Annotated in this window: 10 protein-coding genes and 1 pseudogene; 8 read left to right on the top strand and 3 right to left on the bottom strand. The window is 56.1% G+C overall.

The annotated features are described in order from the left end of the window. Nucleotides 1-72 precede the first annotated feature (72 nt). Together ACYVHC_RS01350 and ACYVHC_RS01345 are read left to right on the top strand one after the other, a co-directional pair. Complete coding sequence (locus ACYVHC_RS01350) at nucleotides 73-1,323, top strand: aminotransferase class I/II-fold pyridoxal phosphate-dependent enzyme (RefSeq protein WP_460611863.1); 1,251 nt, start codon at nucleotides 73-75, stop codon at nucleotides 1,321-1,323. 242 nt (nucleotides 1,324-1,565) lie between these two features. Next, a pseudogene (locus tag ACYVHC_RS01345) lies at nucleotides 1,566-1,739 on the top strand (histone H1); the annotation flags it as partial. 560 nt (nucleotides 1,740-2,299) lie between these two features. Here ACYVHC_RS01345 and tyrS read toward each other — a convergent pair. Further along, nucleotides 2,300-3,598 (bottom strand): tyrosine--tRNA ligase, encoded by a 1,299-nt coding sequence (tyrS, locus tag ACYVHC_RS01340; protein ID WP_460611862.1) that lies wholly within the window; start codon nucleotides 3,596-3,598, stop codon nucleotides 2,300-2,302. A 167-nt stretch (nucleotides 3,599-3,765) separates the two neighbouring features. Between tyrS and holA the strand changes: the two genes are divergently transcribed. From holA to ACYVHC_RS01315, 5 genes are all read left to right on the top strand, one after another. After that, nucleotides 3,766-4,842, top strand: coding sequence for a DNA polymerase III subunit delta (gene holA, locus ACYVHC_RS01335; RefSeq protein ID WP_460611861.1), 1,077 nt, complete (start codon nucleotides 3,766-3,768; stop codon nucleotides 4,840-4,842). Nucleotides 4,843-4,941: 99 nt separating this feature from the next. After that, entirely contained in the window at nucleotides 4,942-5,403 is a 462-nt protein-coding gene (parS, locus tag ACYVHC_RS01330) for a type II RES/Xre toxin-antitoxin system antitoxin (protein WP_460611860.1), read from the top strand. A gap of 5 nt (nucleotides 5,404-5,408) precedes the next feature. Then, nucleotides 5,409-5,873 carry an RES family NAD+ phosphorylase gene (locus ACYVHC_RS01325; protein WP_460611859.1) on the top strand — a complete coding sequence of 155 codons (465 nt, stop codon included), beginning with the start codon at nucleotides 5,409-5,411 and terminating at the stop codon, nucleotides 5,871-5,873. A 31-nt stretch (nucleotides 5,874-5,904) separates the two neighbouring features. Next, nucleotides 5,905-9,297, top strand: coding sequence for a DEAD/DEAH box helicase (locus ACYVHC_RS01320; protein WP_460611858.1), 3,393 nt, complete (start codon nucleotides 5,905-5,907; stop codon nucleotides 9,295-9,297). 161 nt (nucleotides 9,298-9,458) lie between these two features. Then, nucleotides 9,459-9,737, top strand: a complete 279-nt coding sequence (locus ACYVHC_RS01315) for a hypothetical protein (protein WP_460611857.1) — start codon at nucleotides 9,459-9,461, stop codon at nucleotides 9,735-9,737. Here the strand turns inward: ACYVHC_RS01315 and ACYVHC_RS01310 are convergent. Continuing rightward, nucleotides 9,703-11,448 (bottom strand): alpha/beta fold hydrolase, encoded by a 1,746-nt coding sequence (locus ACYVHC_RS01310; protein WP_460611856.1) that lies wholly within the window; start codon nucleotides 11,446-11,448, stop codon nucleotides 9,703-9,705. The two genes, ACYVHC_RS01315 and ACYVHC_RS01310, sit on opposite strands and share 35 nt — an antisense overlap. Nucleotides 11,449-11,581: 133 nt before the next feature. After that, a complete protein-coding gene (locus tag ACYVHC_RS01305; RefSeq protein WP_460611855.1) occupies nucleotides 11,582-12,103 on the bottom strand; it encodes a hypothetical protein in 522 nt (173 codons plus the stop codon). Nucleotides 12,104-12,495: 392 nt separating this feature from the next. Between ACYVHC_RS01305 and ACYVHC_RS01300 the strand changes: the two genes are divergently transcribed. Beyond that, a complete protein-coding gene (locus ACYVHC_RS01300) occupies nucleotides 12,496-15,750 on the top strand; it encodes a tetratricopeptide repeat protein (RefSeq protein WP_460611854.1) in 3,255 nt (1,084 codons plus the stop codon). Nucleotides 15,751-15,762: the final 12 nt, after the last annotated feature.

Genomic DNA, 15,762 nt, shown 5'->3' with positions numbered 1-15,762 from the left:
TTGTACATTACTCGAGAGTTAAGCCCTTTAGCATAACCCCTCGTTTTCGTTTCACATTCAACCTGTTCCCTCGTGGATCTATTTGAGAAGATTGCCGCCAACCGCGGCCCGCTAGGTGTCCACTCGCACTATGCGCATGGCTATTTTGCATTTCCCAAGCTGGAAGGTGAGATTAAGCCTCGAATGATTTTCCGCGGCAAGGAAGTTCTCACCTGGAGTCTGAATAACTACCTAGGCCTAGCAAACCACCCCGAGGTGCGCAAAGCCGACGCGGAGGCGGCCGCTGAATACGGCATGGCCCTGCCCATGGGCGCCCGCATGATGTCAGGCAACTCCAACCTGCACGAGCAGCTGGAAAATGAGCTGGCGGAGTTTGTTCAGAAGCCTGACTGCATGCTCCTGAACTTCGGTTACCAGGGCGTAGTATCGATTATCGACGCGATGGTAGGCCGCCACGATGTGATTGTGTACGACGCTGAGTCGCATGCGTGCATCATTGATGGCGTGCGCCTGCACGCAGGCAAGCGCTTCGTGTACACGCACAACAACATGGCCAGCCTGGAAAAGCAGCTGGAGCGCGCCAAGCGCATCACCGACGAAACCGGCGGCGGCATTCTGGTAATCACGGAGGGTGTATTCGGCATGTCGGGCAACCAAGGCGACCTGCGCGGGGTGGTAGCTCTGAAAGAGAAATACCAGTTCCGCTTGTTCGTTGACGACGCACACGGCTTCGGTACCATGGGTACAACCGGCGCCGGAACCGGCGAAGAACAGGGCATACAAGACGGTATTGACCTTTATTTTTCGACGTTTGCGAAGTCTATGGCAAGCATCGGTGCCTTCGTGGCTGGCCCCGAGAACGTAATTGAATATTTGCGCTACAACATGCGCAGCCAGATTTTCGCCAAATCCTTGCCCATGCCGCTTGTAGTGGGTGCTTTGAAGCGTTTGGAGCTGCTGCGTACCCAGCCTGAACTGAAGGATAACCTCTGGACTATTGTGCGGGCGCTGCAAAGCGGCTTGCGCGAGAAAGGCTTCAATATTGGCACTACCTCTTCACCCGTAACGCCGGTGCTGTTGGAAGGCCAAATCTCCGATGCAACCCAGGTAACCTTCGATCTACGTGAGAATCACGGTATTTTCTGCTCTATCGTGGTGTATCCGGTGGTTCCGAAGGGCGTGATTATGCTCCGTATCATTCCTACGGCCGTGCATACCCTCGATGACGTGACCATGACCATCAAGGCCTTTGAAGCAGTAAATGAGAAGTTGAGCAAAGGGCTTTATTCCAAAGCCGAAGTACCTGCTGGCTTGCAGGGGTAATCTTAGCTTAGCTAAATACAAAAGCCGGCTGCCCCTGGGTAGCCGGCTTTTGTATTTAGTACTATTCCGAGTACGCCCTGATGAGCTACTAGCTGGAAACGCAGCTTTCAAATGGTAAAAAGTGCCTTACTAGCCTGTAAATGGGGATTAATAAAAAAACTTGAAAAATTGCTTGTATTTGAAATCCCTGTATATTAGGGCCGGTTAAACATATTTTTCCACACCAAACAACCCCCTCCCCAATGAGCAATTTTAGCCAACTGAAGGACCTCGTGATGTCGCTGGAAGCTGACTTCGAGAAGTTCTACGACAAGAACAACTCTGCTGCTGGTACCCGCGTGCGCAAAGGCATGCAGGAGCTGAAAAACATGGCCCAGACTATCCGTACGGAAGTTCAGAACAAGAAGAACGACGGTGGCGAAGCTGCTACCAAGGCTGCTCCAGCTGCTAAGAAAGCTGCTCCAGCTGCCAAGAAAGCTGCTCCAGCTAAAAAGAAGTAATTGGCCGCCGCAGTTGCTGCGGCGTTCAATACTTTCCCTAAGGCCCTGCCGACTTATCGGTGGGGCCTTTTTGTGTGTACGACCTGCTCCGTATGACGCGTGCTATTTACTAGGGTGTGTGGACAGTAACGTAAGGCTATAGTTTTGCGCTCTTCTAAAACGTCATGCTGAGCTTGTCGAAGCATCTCTACCGCTTCGTTGCAGAGGCCTAATCAGTAATTGGCCAGAGGTAGAGATGCCTCGACAAGCTCAGCAGGACGTGCTTTTGGTTTACTGTCCACACCCTAGGTCGACTTACTGCCCCAACCGCAGTATGTCCGCTGTAGTAGAACGCTGCGGGGTGTTGGCATGACGGGCTCGGCGTACTTATTCTACCCAGTAGCACTTGGTTCCTAGCCCTCCAAACACACCAAACCCCTGATGCTGCCAGTAGCATCAGGGGTTTGGTGGTAAAGCGCGACGCTTAGATGAAGCAGTTACACCACTTTAATTAGGTAGTAATTCTTCTTGCCTTTCTGGGCCACAATGTACTGATCCAGCAGCAGCGGAACGTCGGTGGCTTGCTGCTCCAAGGTAGCTTTGGCGCGGTTCAGGCTCACGCCCCCGGCCTGAATCATCTTCTTGGCTTCGCCCTTGGAAGGGAAAATGACGCTACCGGTGGCCTCACTGAGCAGGCCAATTACATTTTGCTCGGCAAGTGCAGCGCGCGATACTTCTACGTGCGGTACTCCAGCAAACACGTCCAGCAAGGTTGCCTCGTTCAGGCTGCCTAGGTCGCCACCTCCGAAGAGCACCTGAGAAGCCGCCAGGGCTGCTTCAAAGGCTTCCTCAGAATGCACCCGAATGGTGACATCTTTGGCCAGGGCTTTCTGCAAAGTGCGCAGGTGCGGAGCTTGGGCGTGCTCGGCCTCTAGAGCTTCAATTTCGGTTTGATCTAGCAGGGTAAACACCCGAATCAGGCGCGGCACGTCGGCGTCGGCGGCGTTGAGGAAGAACTGGTAGAACTGGTAGGGCGAGGTCATGGTGGGATCGAGCCACACAGTGCCGGTTTCGCTCTTGCCGTACTTAGTGCCATCGGCCTTCGTGATAAGCTGGCCGGTGAGAGCATAGGCTTTGCCCTCACCGCCGCTCATGCGCCGAATCAGCTCTGTACCCGTCGTGATGTTGCCCCATTGGTCAGAGGCTCCCATTTGCAGGGTAGTACCAAGTTCCTTATAGAGATGAAAGAAGTCGTAGCCCTGCAGCAGTTGGTAGCTAAACTCTGTGTAGCTCAGTCCTTCAGCGCCTGACTCCTCATTGCCACTGATACGGCGCTTTACCGAGTCCTTGGCCATCATGTAGTTCACGGTAAGGTGCTTGCCTACCTCACGCAGGAATTGCAGGAACCCGAAGTTCTTAAACCAGTCATAGTTATTTACCACTTTAGCACCGGTGGGGCCTTCGCTAAAGTCCAGGAACTTCTCGAGCTGAGCCTGTATACCGGCCTGGTTGCGCCGCAGTGCTTCTTCATCGAGCAGGTTACGCTCCGCTGATTTGCCCGAGGGGTCACCAATCATGCCGGTTGCGCCACCCACCAGGGCTAGGGGGCGGTGGCCAGCACGCTGCAGGTGCACTAGCAGCATAATGGTGGCCAGGTTGCCGATGTGCAGGGAAGGCGCCGTGGGGTCGAAGCCAATGTAGCCGGTGATGGGCGCGTTCTGGCGGAGGTGCTCGTCGGTACCGGGCATCATGTCGTGAAACATGCCCCGCCAGCGCAATTCTTCTATTAGGTCCAAAGGTGAAGTGGTGAAATGGTGAAGTGGTGAGCATACCGGAAACCAGCTTACTCACAGAAGAGAGGTGCAAAGGTAAACGGGCGGTGGTACATTTGCAGGTAGAGTTGTGAGCCGCGCTGAAACGGTGTCTCACCACTTCCTCTTCACCCTCTCATTACTTCCCTCTCTTGACACTTACCGCCGACGAGATTCTTAAGCAGCTCCAGCAGCGGCAGTTTGCGCCCGTGTATTTTTTGCAAGGGGAGGAGCCTTATTACATTGATCTGGTAGCCGACTTACTGGAGAAACATGTGCTCCAAGAGCATGAAAAGGGCTTTAACCAGGTGGTGCTCTATGGCAAGGATACGGACGTAGCCGGCATTCTGGGGCAGGCCAAGCGCTTTCCAATGATGGCCGAGCGCTCCGTCGTTATCGTGAAAGAAGCCCAGGCCATTGCCGATCTGGAAGCGGAGAAGTCGTGGCCGTTTCTGGAAGCCTACCTCAAAAATCCATTGCACAGCACCGTGCTGGTGTTCTGCTACAAGCACAAGACGCTGGACGCCCGCAAGAAGCTGGGCAAGCTGCTCACCGGCGACAAAGCGCATCCGGCCCCGGCCGGCACCGTGCTGCTTACCAGCAAAAAGCTCTATGACAACCAAGTAGCGCCTTGGCTAACCAGCTACGTGCGCAGCAAAGGCCAGCAGATTACGCCCCAGGCCACCAATATGCTGGCCGAGTACATAGGAGCGGAGCTGGGCCGGCTGACCAATGAAGTGGATAAAATGCTTATCAACCTGCTGCCCGGCCACGCTATTGATGAGGACCTGGTGCAGCGTATGGTGGGCATCAGCAAGGAGTACAACATCTTCGAGCTACAAAGCGCCCTGATTCGTCGCGACGTGCTGAAGGCCAACCGCATTCTGATGTACTTCGAGGCTAACCCCAAGAATAACCCCCTTATCCCGAACCTCACGCTGCTGTTCAACTACTTCTCGCGGTTGCTAGCCCTGCACCAGCTGCCCAACCCCTCGGAAGCCGACTGGACCAAGCTCGGCCTGAAAAGCTCCTTTGCCCGCCGCGACTACCAAACCGGCCTGAAAGTATTTGACTTCCAGCGCACCCGCGATATTGTGCACCTCATCCGTCGGGCCGACGCCCAAAGCAAAGGCATTGACAGCGGCTCTATGACCGATGGCGAGATTCTGCGCGAATTGGTGTGGCTGATTCTGCACCCCGTGCCCCTGCATGCGGTGGTGGGTATGTAGCAGCCTGTTAGTAGGAATGATTGAATTAGAACCAAAGGAAAAATTTCCTCGTTAATCAGAAAAATTTCCCTAAGTTCGACTTGTTAAACCTGAACTGCTATGGCCGCTACTGCACATCACCCCAAACCCACCGCTACCACGCCGGCTGCGCTCCGGAAGAAATGGGCGGCTTGGGGCCAAGCCGGGCAGGATGCGTTTGCCTTGGTGATGGAAGCGCGCAAAGGTGTGCCCGCCGCCACGGCGTTTGAGGTAGCCGAGGCGTTTCATTTGCAGGCGAATGAGCTGGAGGCCATTTATGAGCTCTCGACGAAAACTTTGCGCACGTATTCGCAGGAAAAGAAGCCCTTGAGCGCAGCCAGCAGCGAAAAAACCCTCAAAATCATCAGCCTCTACAACCTGGGGTTGGAAGTATTTGGGGAGGCCGCCGCATTCCTGCGGTGGCTGGATAAGCCTGCCCACGGCCTCGACCAGGAAGTGCCGCTACGACTGCTGGAAACCAGCGGAGGTATTGATCTGGTGGCCGAGGAACTCACCCGCATTGCTTACGGCGACTTGTCGTAGCGTGTATGCTGGTGTATCGGATATGTTTGGCGAAGTACGCCGAGGATTTGTTTGCTTCCGGTTATCGAGCCCGTTGGAACTACAAGGATCAGTTTGTTATTTACACGGCTTCCTCGCGGGCACTGGCGTGCCTGGAAAGCGTGGTGCACCGGAGCGGCGAAGGCCTTAATGACCAGTTTCGGGTGTTGGTGATTGAGGTGCCCGATGAACTGGTAATTGAAGAAATCAACCTGAGGCAACTGCCCCCGAATTGGGAAAAAGCCAGCCGCTACGCCGTGTGCCAGCCGCTGGGGGCAGCGTGGTACACCCGGCGTAACTCGGCGGTGCTGCGGGTGCCCTCTTCCATTATCCCGCAGGAAAGCAACTTTGTGCTGCATAGCCGCCACCCCGATTTCAAGCGCATTCAGATTGTAGGTCGCGAAGCATTCAGCTTCGATTCCCGCATAAAAGCCGCCGATACCGCACAGTAGCGGCCCGAACTCAGCTCTGTACCCCGGCCGCATGCCCCAGCCCGACAACACGACTCACCCAACCCCGGCCAGCGGCTTCGGGCACCAGTATACCCTAGTGGCCCTGACGGGTGCCGATCTGACCAGCACAATAGTAGAGCAGCACTGCGCGGCGGGCGTAGCACCGGAACTGCGCTCAGCTGGGGCCATCGTACCCGAAACCCTGACCATCGGGCAAGGGCGGTTTACTGGTTCCAATGACCTAGGCGGCGGGCAGCCCAGACCTTCTGTGCTAGTAGCGCAGCAAGGAGGCGACTTGGTGGTTTCGTGCAGTTGCGGGGCAACACCAGGCGGGCTCTGCGAGTACCAGGCGCAGGTGCTACTAGCCCTAGTGCAGCGCCCCGACCTCCGGATTTTCTTTGATGCACCCTTACGCCGGCAGCGCCTGCGAGCCGTGGCCAAGGAGTATGGCATGGAGCAGGCTCCCAATCTGGAGGATTATTTTCAGCTGACCTACGCAGAGCGAGAGCTGACTATTACGCCCATCCAGCCCGAAATGCTGCCCGTTACGGACGCAACCAAAGAAGAGCTTGTTCGCTACCTGCTGCCCACCAAACGGCCGCCAGTTCCCGAGGAAACGACCAGCCAGCGTCTGCTCGTGCTGGGCCGCCAACGCTATTATGGGCACCTGACTGTTCAGTTGGTAGAAGCCGAAACCACGGTGTCGGGAAAACTAAAAAACCCGCTCACGGTCCTGAACCCGTTGGATGGCATCTGGCAACTCACTGACCCCGATCGGTTGAAGTTCTATACCGGCCTAGCGCGGTTTCAGCACAATTATGACGAAGCTCGCACAGGCGCTGCACTAGAGGCTCTGCAGGCCGTGGTCCGAAACCCTGAACAGCTGCCGGTGTATGCCCATCAGGCAAGTCTCGGGGAGAAGGTAACGGCACAGTCGGTGGTGCCGGTGCGGGTTCATGGGTTGCCCCTAGAGCTGCGCTTGTCGGTGGCGGAACAGGACGAGTTTTACCGGGTGGAGGGCAAGCTCTGGGTAGCGGATCAGGTGCTGGATCTGAAAGACCTGATTATTCGCTATGAGTACTTTTTGGCCGTGCACGATGAGCTGTATCTGCTCGATGACTTGGACGTGTGGCGCGTGGTAGAGTTTTTCAAAAAGCGGAACAACGCCCTGTTGATTCACCAACGCAAGTTCGACGAGTTTCGGGAAGAGGTGCTGACCAACCTCGAAGATAAGGTGCACATCACGTACACCTACCTGCGGCCGGCCACGCCCGAACAGCTGGAGTCCGGAGGGTTTGCCGAGGAACCTAAAATGCTGCTGTACCTCTCGGAGGCGGGGCCGCACGTGGAAGTGCTGCCCGTGATGCGCTACGGCGAGCGGGAGGTGTCGGTGTTGTCGCGCAAGCAACTGTATGCGCTGGATACGCTCGGGCGGCCGTTTGTGGTGGCGCGTGATGTTGCCGCCGAAGAACGGTTCCTGAAAGCGCTGCTACGCCACTACCCTCACTTTCAGGAGCAAGTGCAGCAAGACTCGTTGTACGTGCCGAAAAGCCAGTTTCTGGACGAAGAGTGGTTTTTGGAGGCGTTTGAGGACTGGCGCACCCAGCACATTGCCATTCTTGGCTTCAACAAGCTCAAGGATAATACCCTCAACCCACACAAAGCCCAGATTTCGATACAAGTAAGCCGCGAAACCAACTGGTTTGATACGGAGCTGCGGGTGCGCTTCGGCAAGCAGCAAGCTAGTATGCGGCAACTGCACCAGGCCATTCGGAACCGCCGCCACTATGTGACCCTCGATGATGGTACGCGCGGCATTTTGCCCCGGCAGTGGATGGAGAAGTTTGCCCGCTACTTTGCCGCCGGTGAGGTGATAGAGGAGCGGTTGCGCACTCCGAGCATCAATTTTTCAGCGGTAGAAGAGCTCTACACGCCTGAGGAACTGACTTCGGACGCGCGCACGCAGCTAGCTGACTATCGCACTGCGCTTAGCCGGTTTACGGGCATTGAAGACCTAGTGCCGCCCAGCGGCTTGCAGGCCACCTTGCGCAACTACCAGCAGCAGGGGCTGAACTGGCTAAACTTTCTGGATACCTTCACTTTTGGGGGGTGCCTAGCCGATGACATGGGCCTAGGCAAAACGCTACAGGTACTGGCGTTCATCCTGTTGCAGCGCGAGAAAGGACACGCGGGGGCTAATTTGGTGGTGGTGCCTACCTCTTTGGTATTTAACTGGCAGGCCGAGGTAGCCAAGTTTGCGCCCTCGCTGCGGGTGCTGGTGGTGCACGGCGCCAACCGACCGAAGGAGGCGCAGGGCTTCGGGGAGTACGATATTGTGCTGACCACCTACGGAACGCTGGTAGCTGATATTCGGGTGTTACGCGCGTATCAGTTTAACTATGTGTTTCTGGACGAAGCCCAGGCCATCAAAAACCCCGATTCGCAACGTTACAAAGCAGCATGCCGGTTGCAAGCCCGCAATAGGGTAGTACTCACGGGCACGCCGCTGGAAAACAATACCTACGATATTTACGGGCTACTGTCGTTTGCCTGCCCAGGGTTGCTGGGAAGCCGGGCCCATTTCAAGGCGCATTTCGCTACCCGCATCGACAAGTTTAAGGATGAAGGACAGGCCCAGGCGTTGCAGCAGAAAATCAGGCCCTTTGTGCTGCGCCGCACCAAGGCCCAGGTTGCGCCTGAGCTACCCGAAAAAACCGAGATGGTGCTTTACTGCGAAATGGGCACCGAGCAACGCCGCGTGTATGAGGCCTGCAAGCAGGATTACCGCAACCTGTTGCTAGGCAAGCGCGAAGATGTAACCAGCAAAGACCGCCTGCACATGCTGCAAGGCCTCACCAAGCTGCGCCAAATATGTAACTCGCCCGCGCTACTACCCGATGGGGAATATTTCGGCGCAGCCTCGGCGAAACTGCACGTGCTGCTCGAGGAAATCCAGAACCACGCCCCGCAGCACAAAATCCTGATTTTCTCGCAGTTTGTGAGCATGCTCGACCTTATCCGGCCCATGCTGGAGGTGCACGATATTCCGTATCAGTACCTCACGGGCCAAACCCGCCAGCGCGAGGCCGTCGTGACGGCGTTTCAGCAGCAGGAGCAGGTACGTGTGTTTCTGATCAGCCTGAAAGCTGGCGGCACGGGCCTCAACCTCACCGAAGCCGACTATGTGTACATCGTGGACCCGTGGTGGAACCCGGCCGTTGAAAACCAGGCCATTGACCGCAGCTACCGCATCGGGCAAACCAAGCACGTGGTGGCCGTGCGCCTAATTTGCCCCAACACGGTGGAAGAGAAAATTATGCAACTCCAGGAAACGAAACGCGAGCTGGCCCAGGATCTTATTCGGACGGATACAGCCCTGCTGAAAACCCTTTCCAAACAGGATCTGCTGGAGCTGTTCAGCTAGCCGACATGCTTCTTTGCGGGTACTTGGTTGTTACAACAGGCCTAGTGGTCCGGCATTAGGTGGCAAACAAATTCTGTTACATTCGGGCCGCAGGATACACTGGTTTCCGGTTTGGGCGCACCCTCATCCTCGTATTTATATTGTAGTTACTACCCTTTCTCATGGCCGAAACCCCCACCATGCACGTGCTCGATATCGTGCAGATGTCGCCGAAAGAAGTGTTTATCGTCGGGCATCTGCAGGGCACTATTGCGCCCGGCCCGTGGGAGTTGCGGCTAAACGGAGAGGTAGTAACCACGCTGGAAGTAAGTGGCGAGGCCCAGATTGAAGCCAGCCGCAAAGGCAAATTGCAGCCGCCGCGCGTAGCTGTGTGCAAAGGCCAGGCAGAGAAAAGCCGCTTCGATTTCACCCGCGACGAGGTGACGCTGGTGCGGGTGTAACCCCACTCGGTACTGCCCCGGAGGAAGGAAGGCGTTTTCGCTGGGTAAAGAATCGAAGTACTTCCTTGTTGAATGCGGCGGGTATTTCCTGGGGTGCGTAATGCGTGGCGCCTTTAAAAATAACCAGGTGGCTTTGTGGCAATGCCTGAGCAATGGCCCGCGTATGCGCCTCCACTATAAGATCCTGCTCACCGGCTAGCACCAGAGTTGGCGCCACAACTGCCCCTAGCTCCTGAAACGTCATTTGGGGCTCTTGCAGCAAGAGTTTCAGCAGGCGCACCCGGTTTAGGTTTTGCGCGCTGAGCGCGGTTTGTTCCTGCTGCAGCTGCTGGCGCAGTAGCTTCAGAAAGTCTGGTTCAATGGCCGCCGAAGTGGGGAAGAGGTTGGCGCCCATAATGGCTATCCGGTTCACGTACGTGGGGTGCTGAAGTGCCAGTTTCAGGGCTGTGTTGCCGCCGTCGCTCCAGCCCAGAACATGCACACGGCGCAGCTGCAAGGTGTCTAGGAGCTGGCGAATGTCCTCGGCAAACAGGTCGTAGGTAAAATCAGTGGTAGTGAAATCAAGGCTCTTGCCCTGGGCCCGTGTGTCAACTGCAATAACCTCGAAATGGCGGGCCAGATCCGCAATCTGCAGTTGGAAGGCCGCTATTGACTGACCGTTGCCATGCAGCAATAACAGCGGCTCGCCGTGGCCGTAGCGCTCATAATACAGCTTGGCCCCGCGCACCGGCACGTAGCCGCCCGCCTGCGGGTTGTCGCCGAAGTGCTGGGGGTTGGTGAGCTCGGGCAGGCTAGTGGCAGCCATATAGCGGAGGTACCGGAGGCTGTCGGGCAGAACGTAGTCGGGGGCGGCAACTGATACCGATGAGGTGCTTTTCTGACCCCGATAGGTGTCGGCGGTAAGGTAAAAGCTTAGGTAGCCGGGCGCGGTTTCCTGCCACTCGGCTTGGCTTTTGGTACGGCTCAGGATGCTATGCCCCGGCAGAGGCACGGCCGAAACGGCAAATGCTTTGTGTTGCCCTTCCACGGCCTCACTCTGCAGCCATTGCAGTGTAACGGCTACCTGTTTATGGCCTTGCAGCTGCACCTGGTACGGCATCAAATCCACTTTCACCCATCCGCGTGGCACCGTCACATCAAACCGAATATCCTGCTGCAGTAGCTGCTGATCGGGCCGGCCATCTTTTACGCTGTACAGGTTCAGCCGAAATTTAACTCGCTTGAACCGATTAAAAGCGACGTGAAAGTTGAAGTCGCGCAGTCGGCAGTCGTCAGCGAGAGGAAGTATAGTGCCTTGCTCTTTGGCCAGGTCGTCGCTGATTAAATTAGCCTCTGTGTACAGGTTGGCACCCATGAGGGTGGAACTGGCCGTACGCCCGAACGTTTGGGTTTTAATAGTGCCCGGACGCACCGTTACGGCGCCCAAGGAAACACCACTGGGTACCAGCCTGGCAATATACCCGGGCTGTTGCAGCGTGGCTACAGGCACTGCCAGGATGTGGTAGCCCACGCATGAAATCATCACGTTGCCCTGCTCGCCATCGGGTATGGAAAAGCGAAAGAGCCCGGATTCATCGGCCACGGTACCTAGTGGCTTACCCGCAATACCCACCGAGGCAAACGGTACCGGCGCGCTGGTGTGTTGATCGAGCACCATGCCTTGCAATGGCAAGAGTTGCGCAAACGAAGACAGGGGCAATAACAGAAACAAAACCAACTTGAGGTACCGAACAATGCACATTAACCAGCAAAACTAAAGGGAACAGGTTGTGCAAGGAGCCGGCCATGGCTGGAAAGGTTGCGTGTTAAAACGTGCCTAGTATCTGAAAAATCAGGAATCAGAATTATTCTGATCCATAGAGCCGGCCGCTGGTGTCACAGTTGTACGGGCATTTCATGGGGGCTCCTAACATCAGGTACGTAGAGCCAATTGCGCCGGGAGTTTTACCCTGAATAGGACCTAGTAAATCTTGTCCTTTCTCATTGACGCCAACTAGAATGACTTCGTCCTTAACGCCATCTTTGTTATTTCTGGCCAGATACACCCTGAATCCTACCGCATCCTGTTGATCTAGTACTTGTTTTACTAAGTCCTCATTGAAGTAAAAAGCGCGGGCCTTGCTGCACTTCTGGGTTTGTCCGTTGTTTTCCCGGTAGGTTTTTGTTAATTCTTCGGCTCGCTCCACTTCCGAAAAAAGAGTTCCAGCTTTAGGATTAAATGTGGGGTTTGTGTCGCAGGCAGGGGGCGGGGGGCTTGAAGCGGCTGATTTGGCAGCTGCTTTCTCATTGTCGGTTGAGGTGCTGCAGCTACCTAATAAACCGAGAACTCCACCCACAAGGCAGGCGCGGTAAAAGTACGTTTTCATAGAACCAGTAGGGTAAAAGGTTAAAAACGAGGCCTGATTTAAGGTGCAACGGCAGGCGGCAGTAGGAAACTCCTATAAGAGAGGGAGTGGCTAAAAAGATAATAAAATATTATTAATATTATATATTAATCCAGCATGAACGGGTAGTAATAGCCGAGGAAGAAGACAGCGGCTTTAGTGCGCTCTAAACCCACGAACCCACGGGCCAACACTAGTGTATTTAGCGCTCTAAGGGCTAGCACTACTGAAAAAACTGTACGAAACGTGCGTCGTGAAGCGTTTAAGCGCGTAATAAGGCCGATTTTGGGGCAACCACGGCCGAACTTTTCGCTACTTTTGGCTGACACCCGGAGCCCTTGCGGCCCCGGCCTCTCTCTGCGTAACGCTTTCTGATGAAACTATTCCCCCGCCTGGCGCTGGCCGCCACCCTCACGGCTGCCGCACCCGCGGCCGCGTTGGCCCAGCAAACACAGGTGTTCACCAACGATGAACGCCATTTCCAGGAAGGCCTCGAACTCTTCGACCGCGGCAAGTACGGCGCGGCCCAGCAAGCCTTCCAGCACTACCTCGACCTTACCCAACGCCGCAACGGCGAGCTGGCTCCCGGCCGCACCGTTGATGCCGAATACTACTACGCCGTTTCGGGCCTGTACCTGTTTCACCCCGATGCCGAGGACCGCATTTTGGCCTTTGCCACCAACAACCCGGCCCACCCGAAAGCCTCGCAGGCGTATTTTGAGCTTGGTAAATTCTACTTTGATAAGAAGGTTTATACCAAGTCTATCGATTACCTGCAAAAGGTAGGGCCGGATAACCTCTCCGATGACCAGCGGGCCGAATCGGAGTTTAAGCTCGGCTACAGCTACTTCGCTCAGAAGGAGTTTGACAAGGCCAAGCTGCAGTTCGACCGTAACAAAGTTGGCAGCAGCCAGTACCGCTACGCCAGCTCGTATTACGCCGGCTACCTGGCCTACCGTGCCGGCGACTACGCCGGAGCCCGCAAAGACCTGGCGGTAGCCGAGCAGAACGACGCCTACAAGCCCGTGGTGCCGGCCGTCATGTCGCAGATTTACTACAAGGAAGGCGATTACGATGGGCTGATTGCCTACGGCTCGCAGGCCTTGCAGCAAACCCCGCCGCCCCAGAGTGCTGATGAAATTCAGTTGCTAGTAGGGGATGCCTACTACCAGAAGCAGGATTTCAAGCAGGCGGCCGAGTACTTTGATAAGTATGCCGCCGGCCGCAAGAAAATTGAGCCCGAAGTACAGTACAAGGTGGGCTATGCCAACTTCAAGCAAGGCGACTTCAAGGGCGCAATTGGCAGCCTAAAGGGGGTAGCAGCTCGCCGCGACTCGCTGGGGCAGAATGCTGCGTATCACCTGGGCTTGAGCTACCTGCAAACCAACCAGAAGCAGCTAGCCTTAAACTCGTTCGATGCAGCCCGCAAGCTCACCTTCGACAAGGTTATCACCGAAAACGCGACGCTCAAGTATGCGCAGGTAAACTACGAGCTTGGCAACACGCAAGAAGTAATTGCCGCCCTGCGCGACTTCCCGAAGCGCTTCCCACGGTCAAAAAACCAGGCAGCTGCCGACGATATTCTGAGCGAGAGTTTTCTGAACTCCAACGACTACGCTCAGGCGCTGAACTACCTCGATAACCTAGATGACCGGAGCACCAAGCTAAACGCTACCTATCAGCGCGTGGCGTATCTGCAGGCCGCAACCCTCTACAACAACAACCGCTACCAGGATGCGCTGCCAGTACTGGAAAAAAGTCTGAAATACCCCCAGGACGACGCCCTGCGCGCCGCTGCTCAGGTTCTGAAAGGCGAAATCTACAGCTACGGACAGCAGTATCAGCCCGCTATTACGGCTTATACGGCTGCAGCCCGCACCGCCCGCACCGGCTCTGCCGCAGAAACTGACTTCGACCAGAAAGCGCGTTACGGGCTAGGCTATGCCTACTACAACACCAAGCAATACGACCGCGCCCGACAGCAGTTTCAGGCCTGGCTGCAAGACCCGATAGCCAAGCCCGCTGACCCAAACTACTACGACGTGACCCTTCGCCTCGGCGACACTTATTACATTGCCAAGCAGTACCAACAGGCCCTCGATCAGTACAACAAAGTGATTCAGGCCAACGCGGCTGATAAGGATTACGCCTACTACCAGAAAAGCGTAGTGCTGGGCCTGATGGGCAAGCGCGAAGAGGCCTCCAGCACCTTAAGCACACTGCTGAAAACGTCGCCCAGCTCGCGCTACGCCGATGATGCCGTGTATCAGCAGGCCCAGCTTGATTTTGAAGCCGGCGCGTTTCAGCCTGCCGTTGATGGGTTCTCGCGCCTGATTTCGGCCCGGCCCAACTCGCCCCTGATACCGCAGGCGTTGCAGAAGCGGGGAGTAGCCTACCAGAACTTGGAAGAGCATGCCAAGGCCGCCGAGGACTTCAAGCGCGTGCTAAGCCAGTATCCGCGTACGAAGTCGGCGGCCAGCGCCATCTACAGCTTGCAGGAAAGCTTATCGGCCCAGGGCAAAACCGAAGAGTTCGACCAGTATCTGGCGCAGTTCAAGCAGCAAAATCCCGATAGCAAAGCCTCGGAAAGCGTAGAGTTTGAAGCGGCCAAATCACTGTACCTAAGCGAAAAGTACGCCCAGGCCATTCCGCGTCTGGAAGGCTACCTCAAGCAATACCCCAATACAGTGCTGGCTGCCGATGGCCGCTATTTCCTGGCCGACTCCTACCTGCGCACCGACCGCAAAGCCGACGCTCTGCCCCGCCTGAAAGCAGTGGTGGAAGAAGGCAAAAGCGAGTTTGTAAACCGTGCCGTTGGCCGCGTGGCGGATTTGGAGTTTGAAAACAAGAATTACGCTGAGGCAGCCAAATATTACGCGCGGCTACGAGAAGTATCGCCTAATAAGCGGGAGGTGGCTAACGCTGGCATCGGGCTGATGAAAAGCTACTATGAGGCTGGCGACCTGGAAGGTACCCGCCGGGTTGCCCAAGAACTTCAGGCCCAAGGTGGCGCGGCGCTGAACGCAACCAATCTGGCGCTGCTCTACTTGGGCAAAGCCAGCTACAAAGCCGGCAACCTCGATCAGGCGATTACCGAATTAACCACGGCGGCCAATACAGCCAAGGATGAAAGCGGCGCCGAGGCCCAGTACCTGCTGGCCCAAACCCTGTACCAGCAAAAGAAATACCCCGAAGCCCTGGATGCTGCCTACAAGAGCAACTCCGACTTCTCAGCCTATGATGTGTGGCTGGGCCGGGCCTTCCTGCTGATTGCCGATGTGTATAAGGAGCAGAATGAAATCTTCCAGGCACGAGCCACGCTCAACTCCATCATCGACAATAAATTCCCAGTAGCGGAAATTGTGGAAGGAGCTAAGCAGCGCCTTGCCGCCTTGCCCGCCGATGCGACTACGCCCGCACCAGCTTCTGGTACGCCCAAAACGCAGCCCGGAAAAGCAGCTCCCGCTACCCCCAAAACAACGCCCAAGACCTCGACAACCACTAAGCCAACTGGCAAGGCCTCGACTAGCGGTAAGACGCCGGTTCGAAGCTCCTTGATGCCTAGTGATGTGCAGCCATCTGACTCCACAGCCAACCCGTCGGCCGCTCCGCAGGCGGACGAGGAGTAGAAATCAGTTGGT

Source organism: Hymenobacter seoulensis, assembly GCF_054780535.1.
The sequence above is the reverse complement of the archived record's forward strand: the minus strand, read 5'-3'. Positions and strand labels throughout refer to the sequence as shown.

What these genes read in the sequence shown, in the direction of transcription:
- ACYVHC_RS01320 (WP_460611858.1), top strand. Translation starts at nt 5,905, where the DNA reads ATGCCCCAGCCCGACAACACGACTCACCCAACCCCGGCCAGCGGCTTC.
- ACYVHC_RS01300 (WP_460611854.1), top strand. Translation starts at nt 12,496, where the DNA reads ATGAAACTATTCCCCCGCCTGGCGCTGGCCGCCACCCTCACGGCTGCC.
- parS (WP_460611860.1), top strand. Translation starts at nt 4,942, where the DNA reads ATGGCCGCTACTGCACATCACCCCAAACCCACCGCTACCACGCCGGCT.
- ACYVHC_RS01325 (WP_460611859.1), top strand. Translation starts at nt 5,409, where the DNA reads ATGCTGGTGTATCGGATATGTTTGGCGAAGTACGCCGAGGATTTGTTT.
- ACYVHC_RS01305 (WP_460611855.1), bottom strand. Translation starts at nt 12,103, where the DNA reads ATGAAAACGTACTTTTACCGCGCCTGCCTTGTGGGTGGAGTTCTCGGT.
- ACYVHC_RS01315 (WP_460611857.1), top strand. Translation starts at nt 9,459, where the DNA reads ATGGCCGAAACCCCCACCATGCACGTGCTCGATATCGTGCAGATGTCG.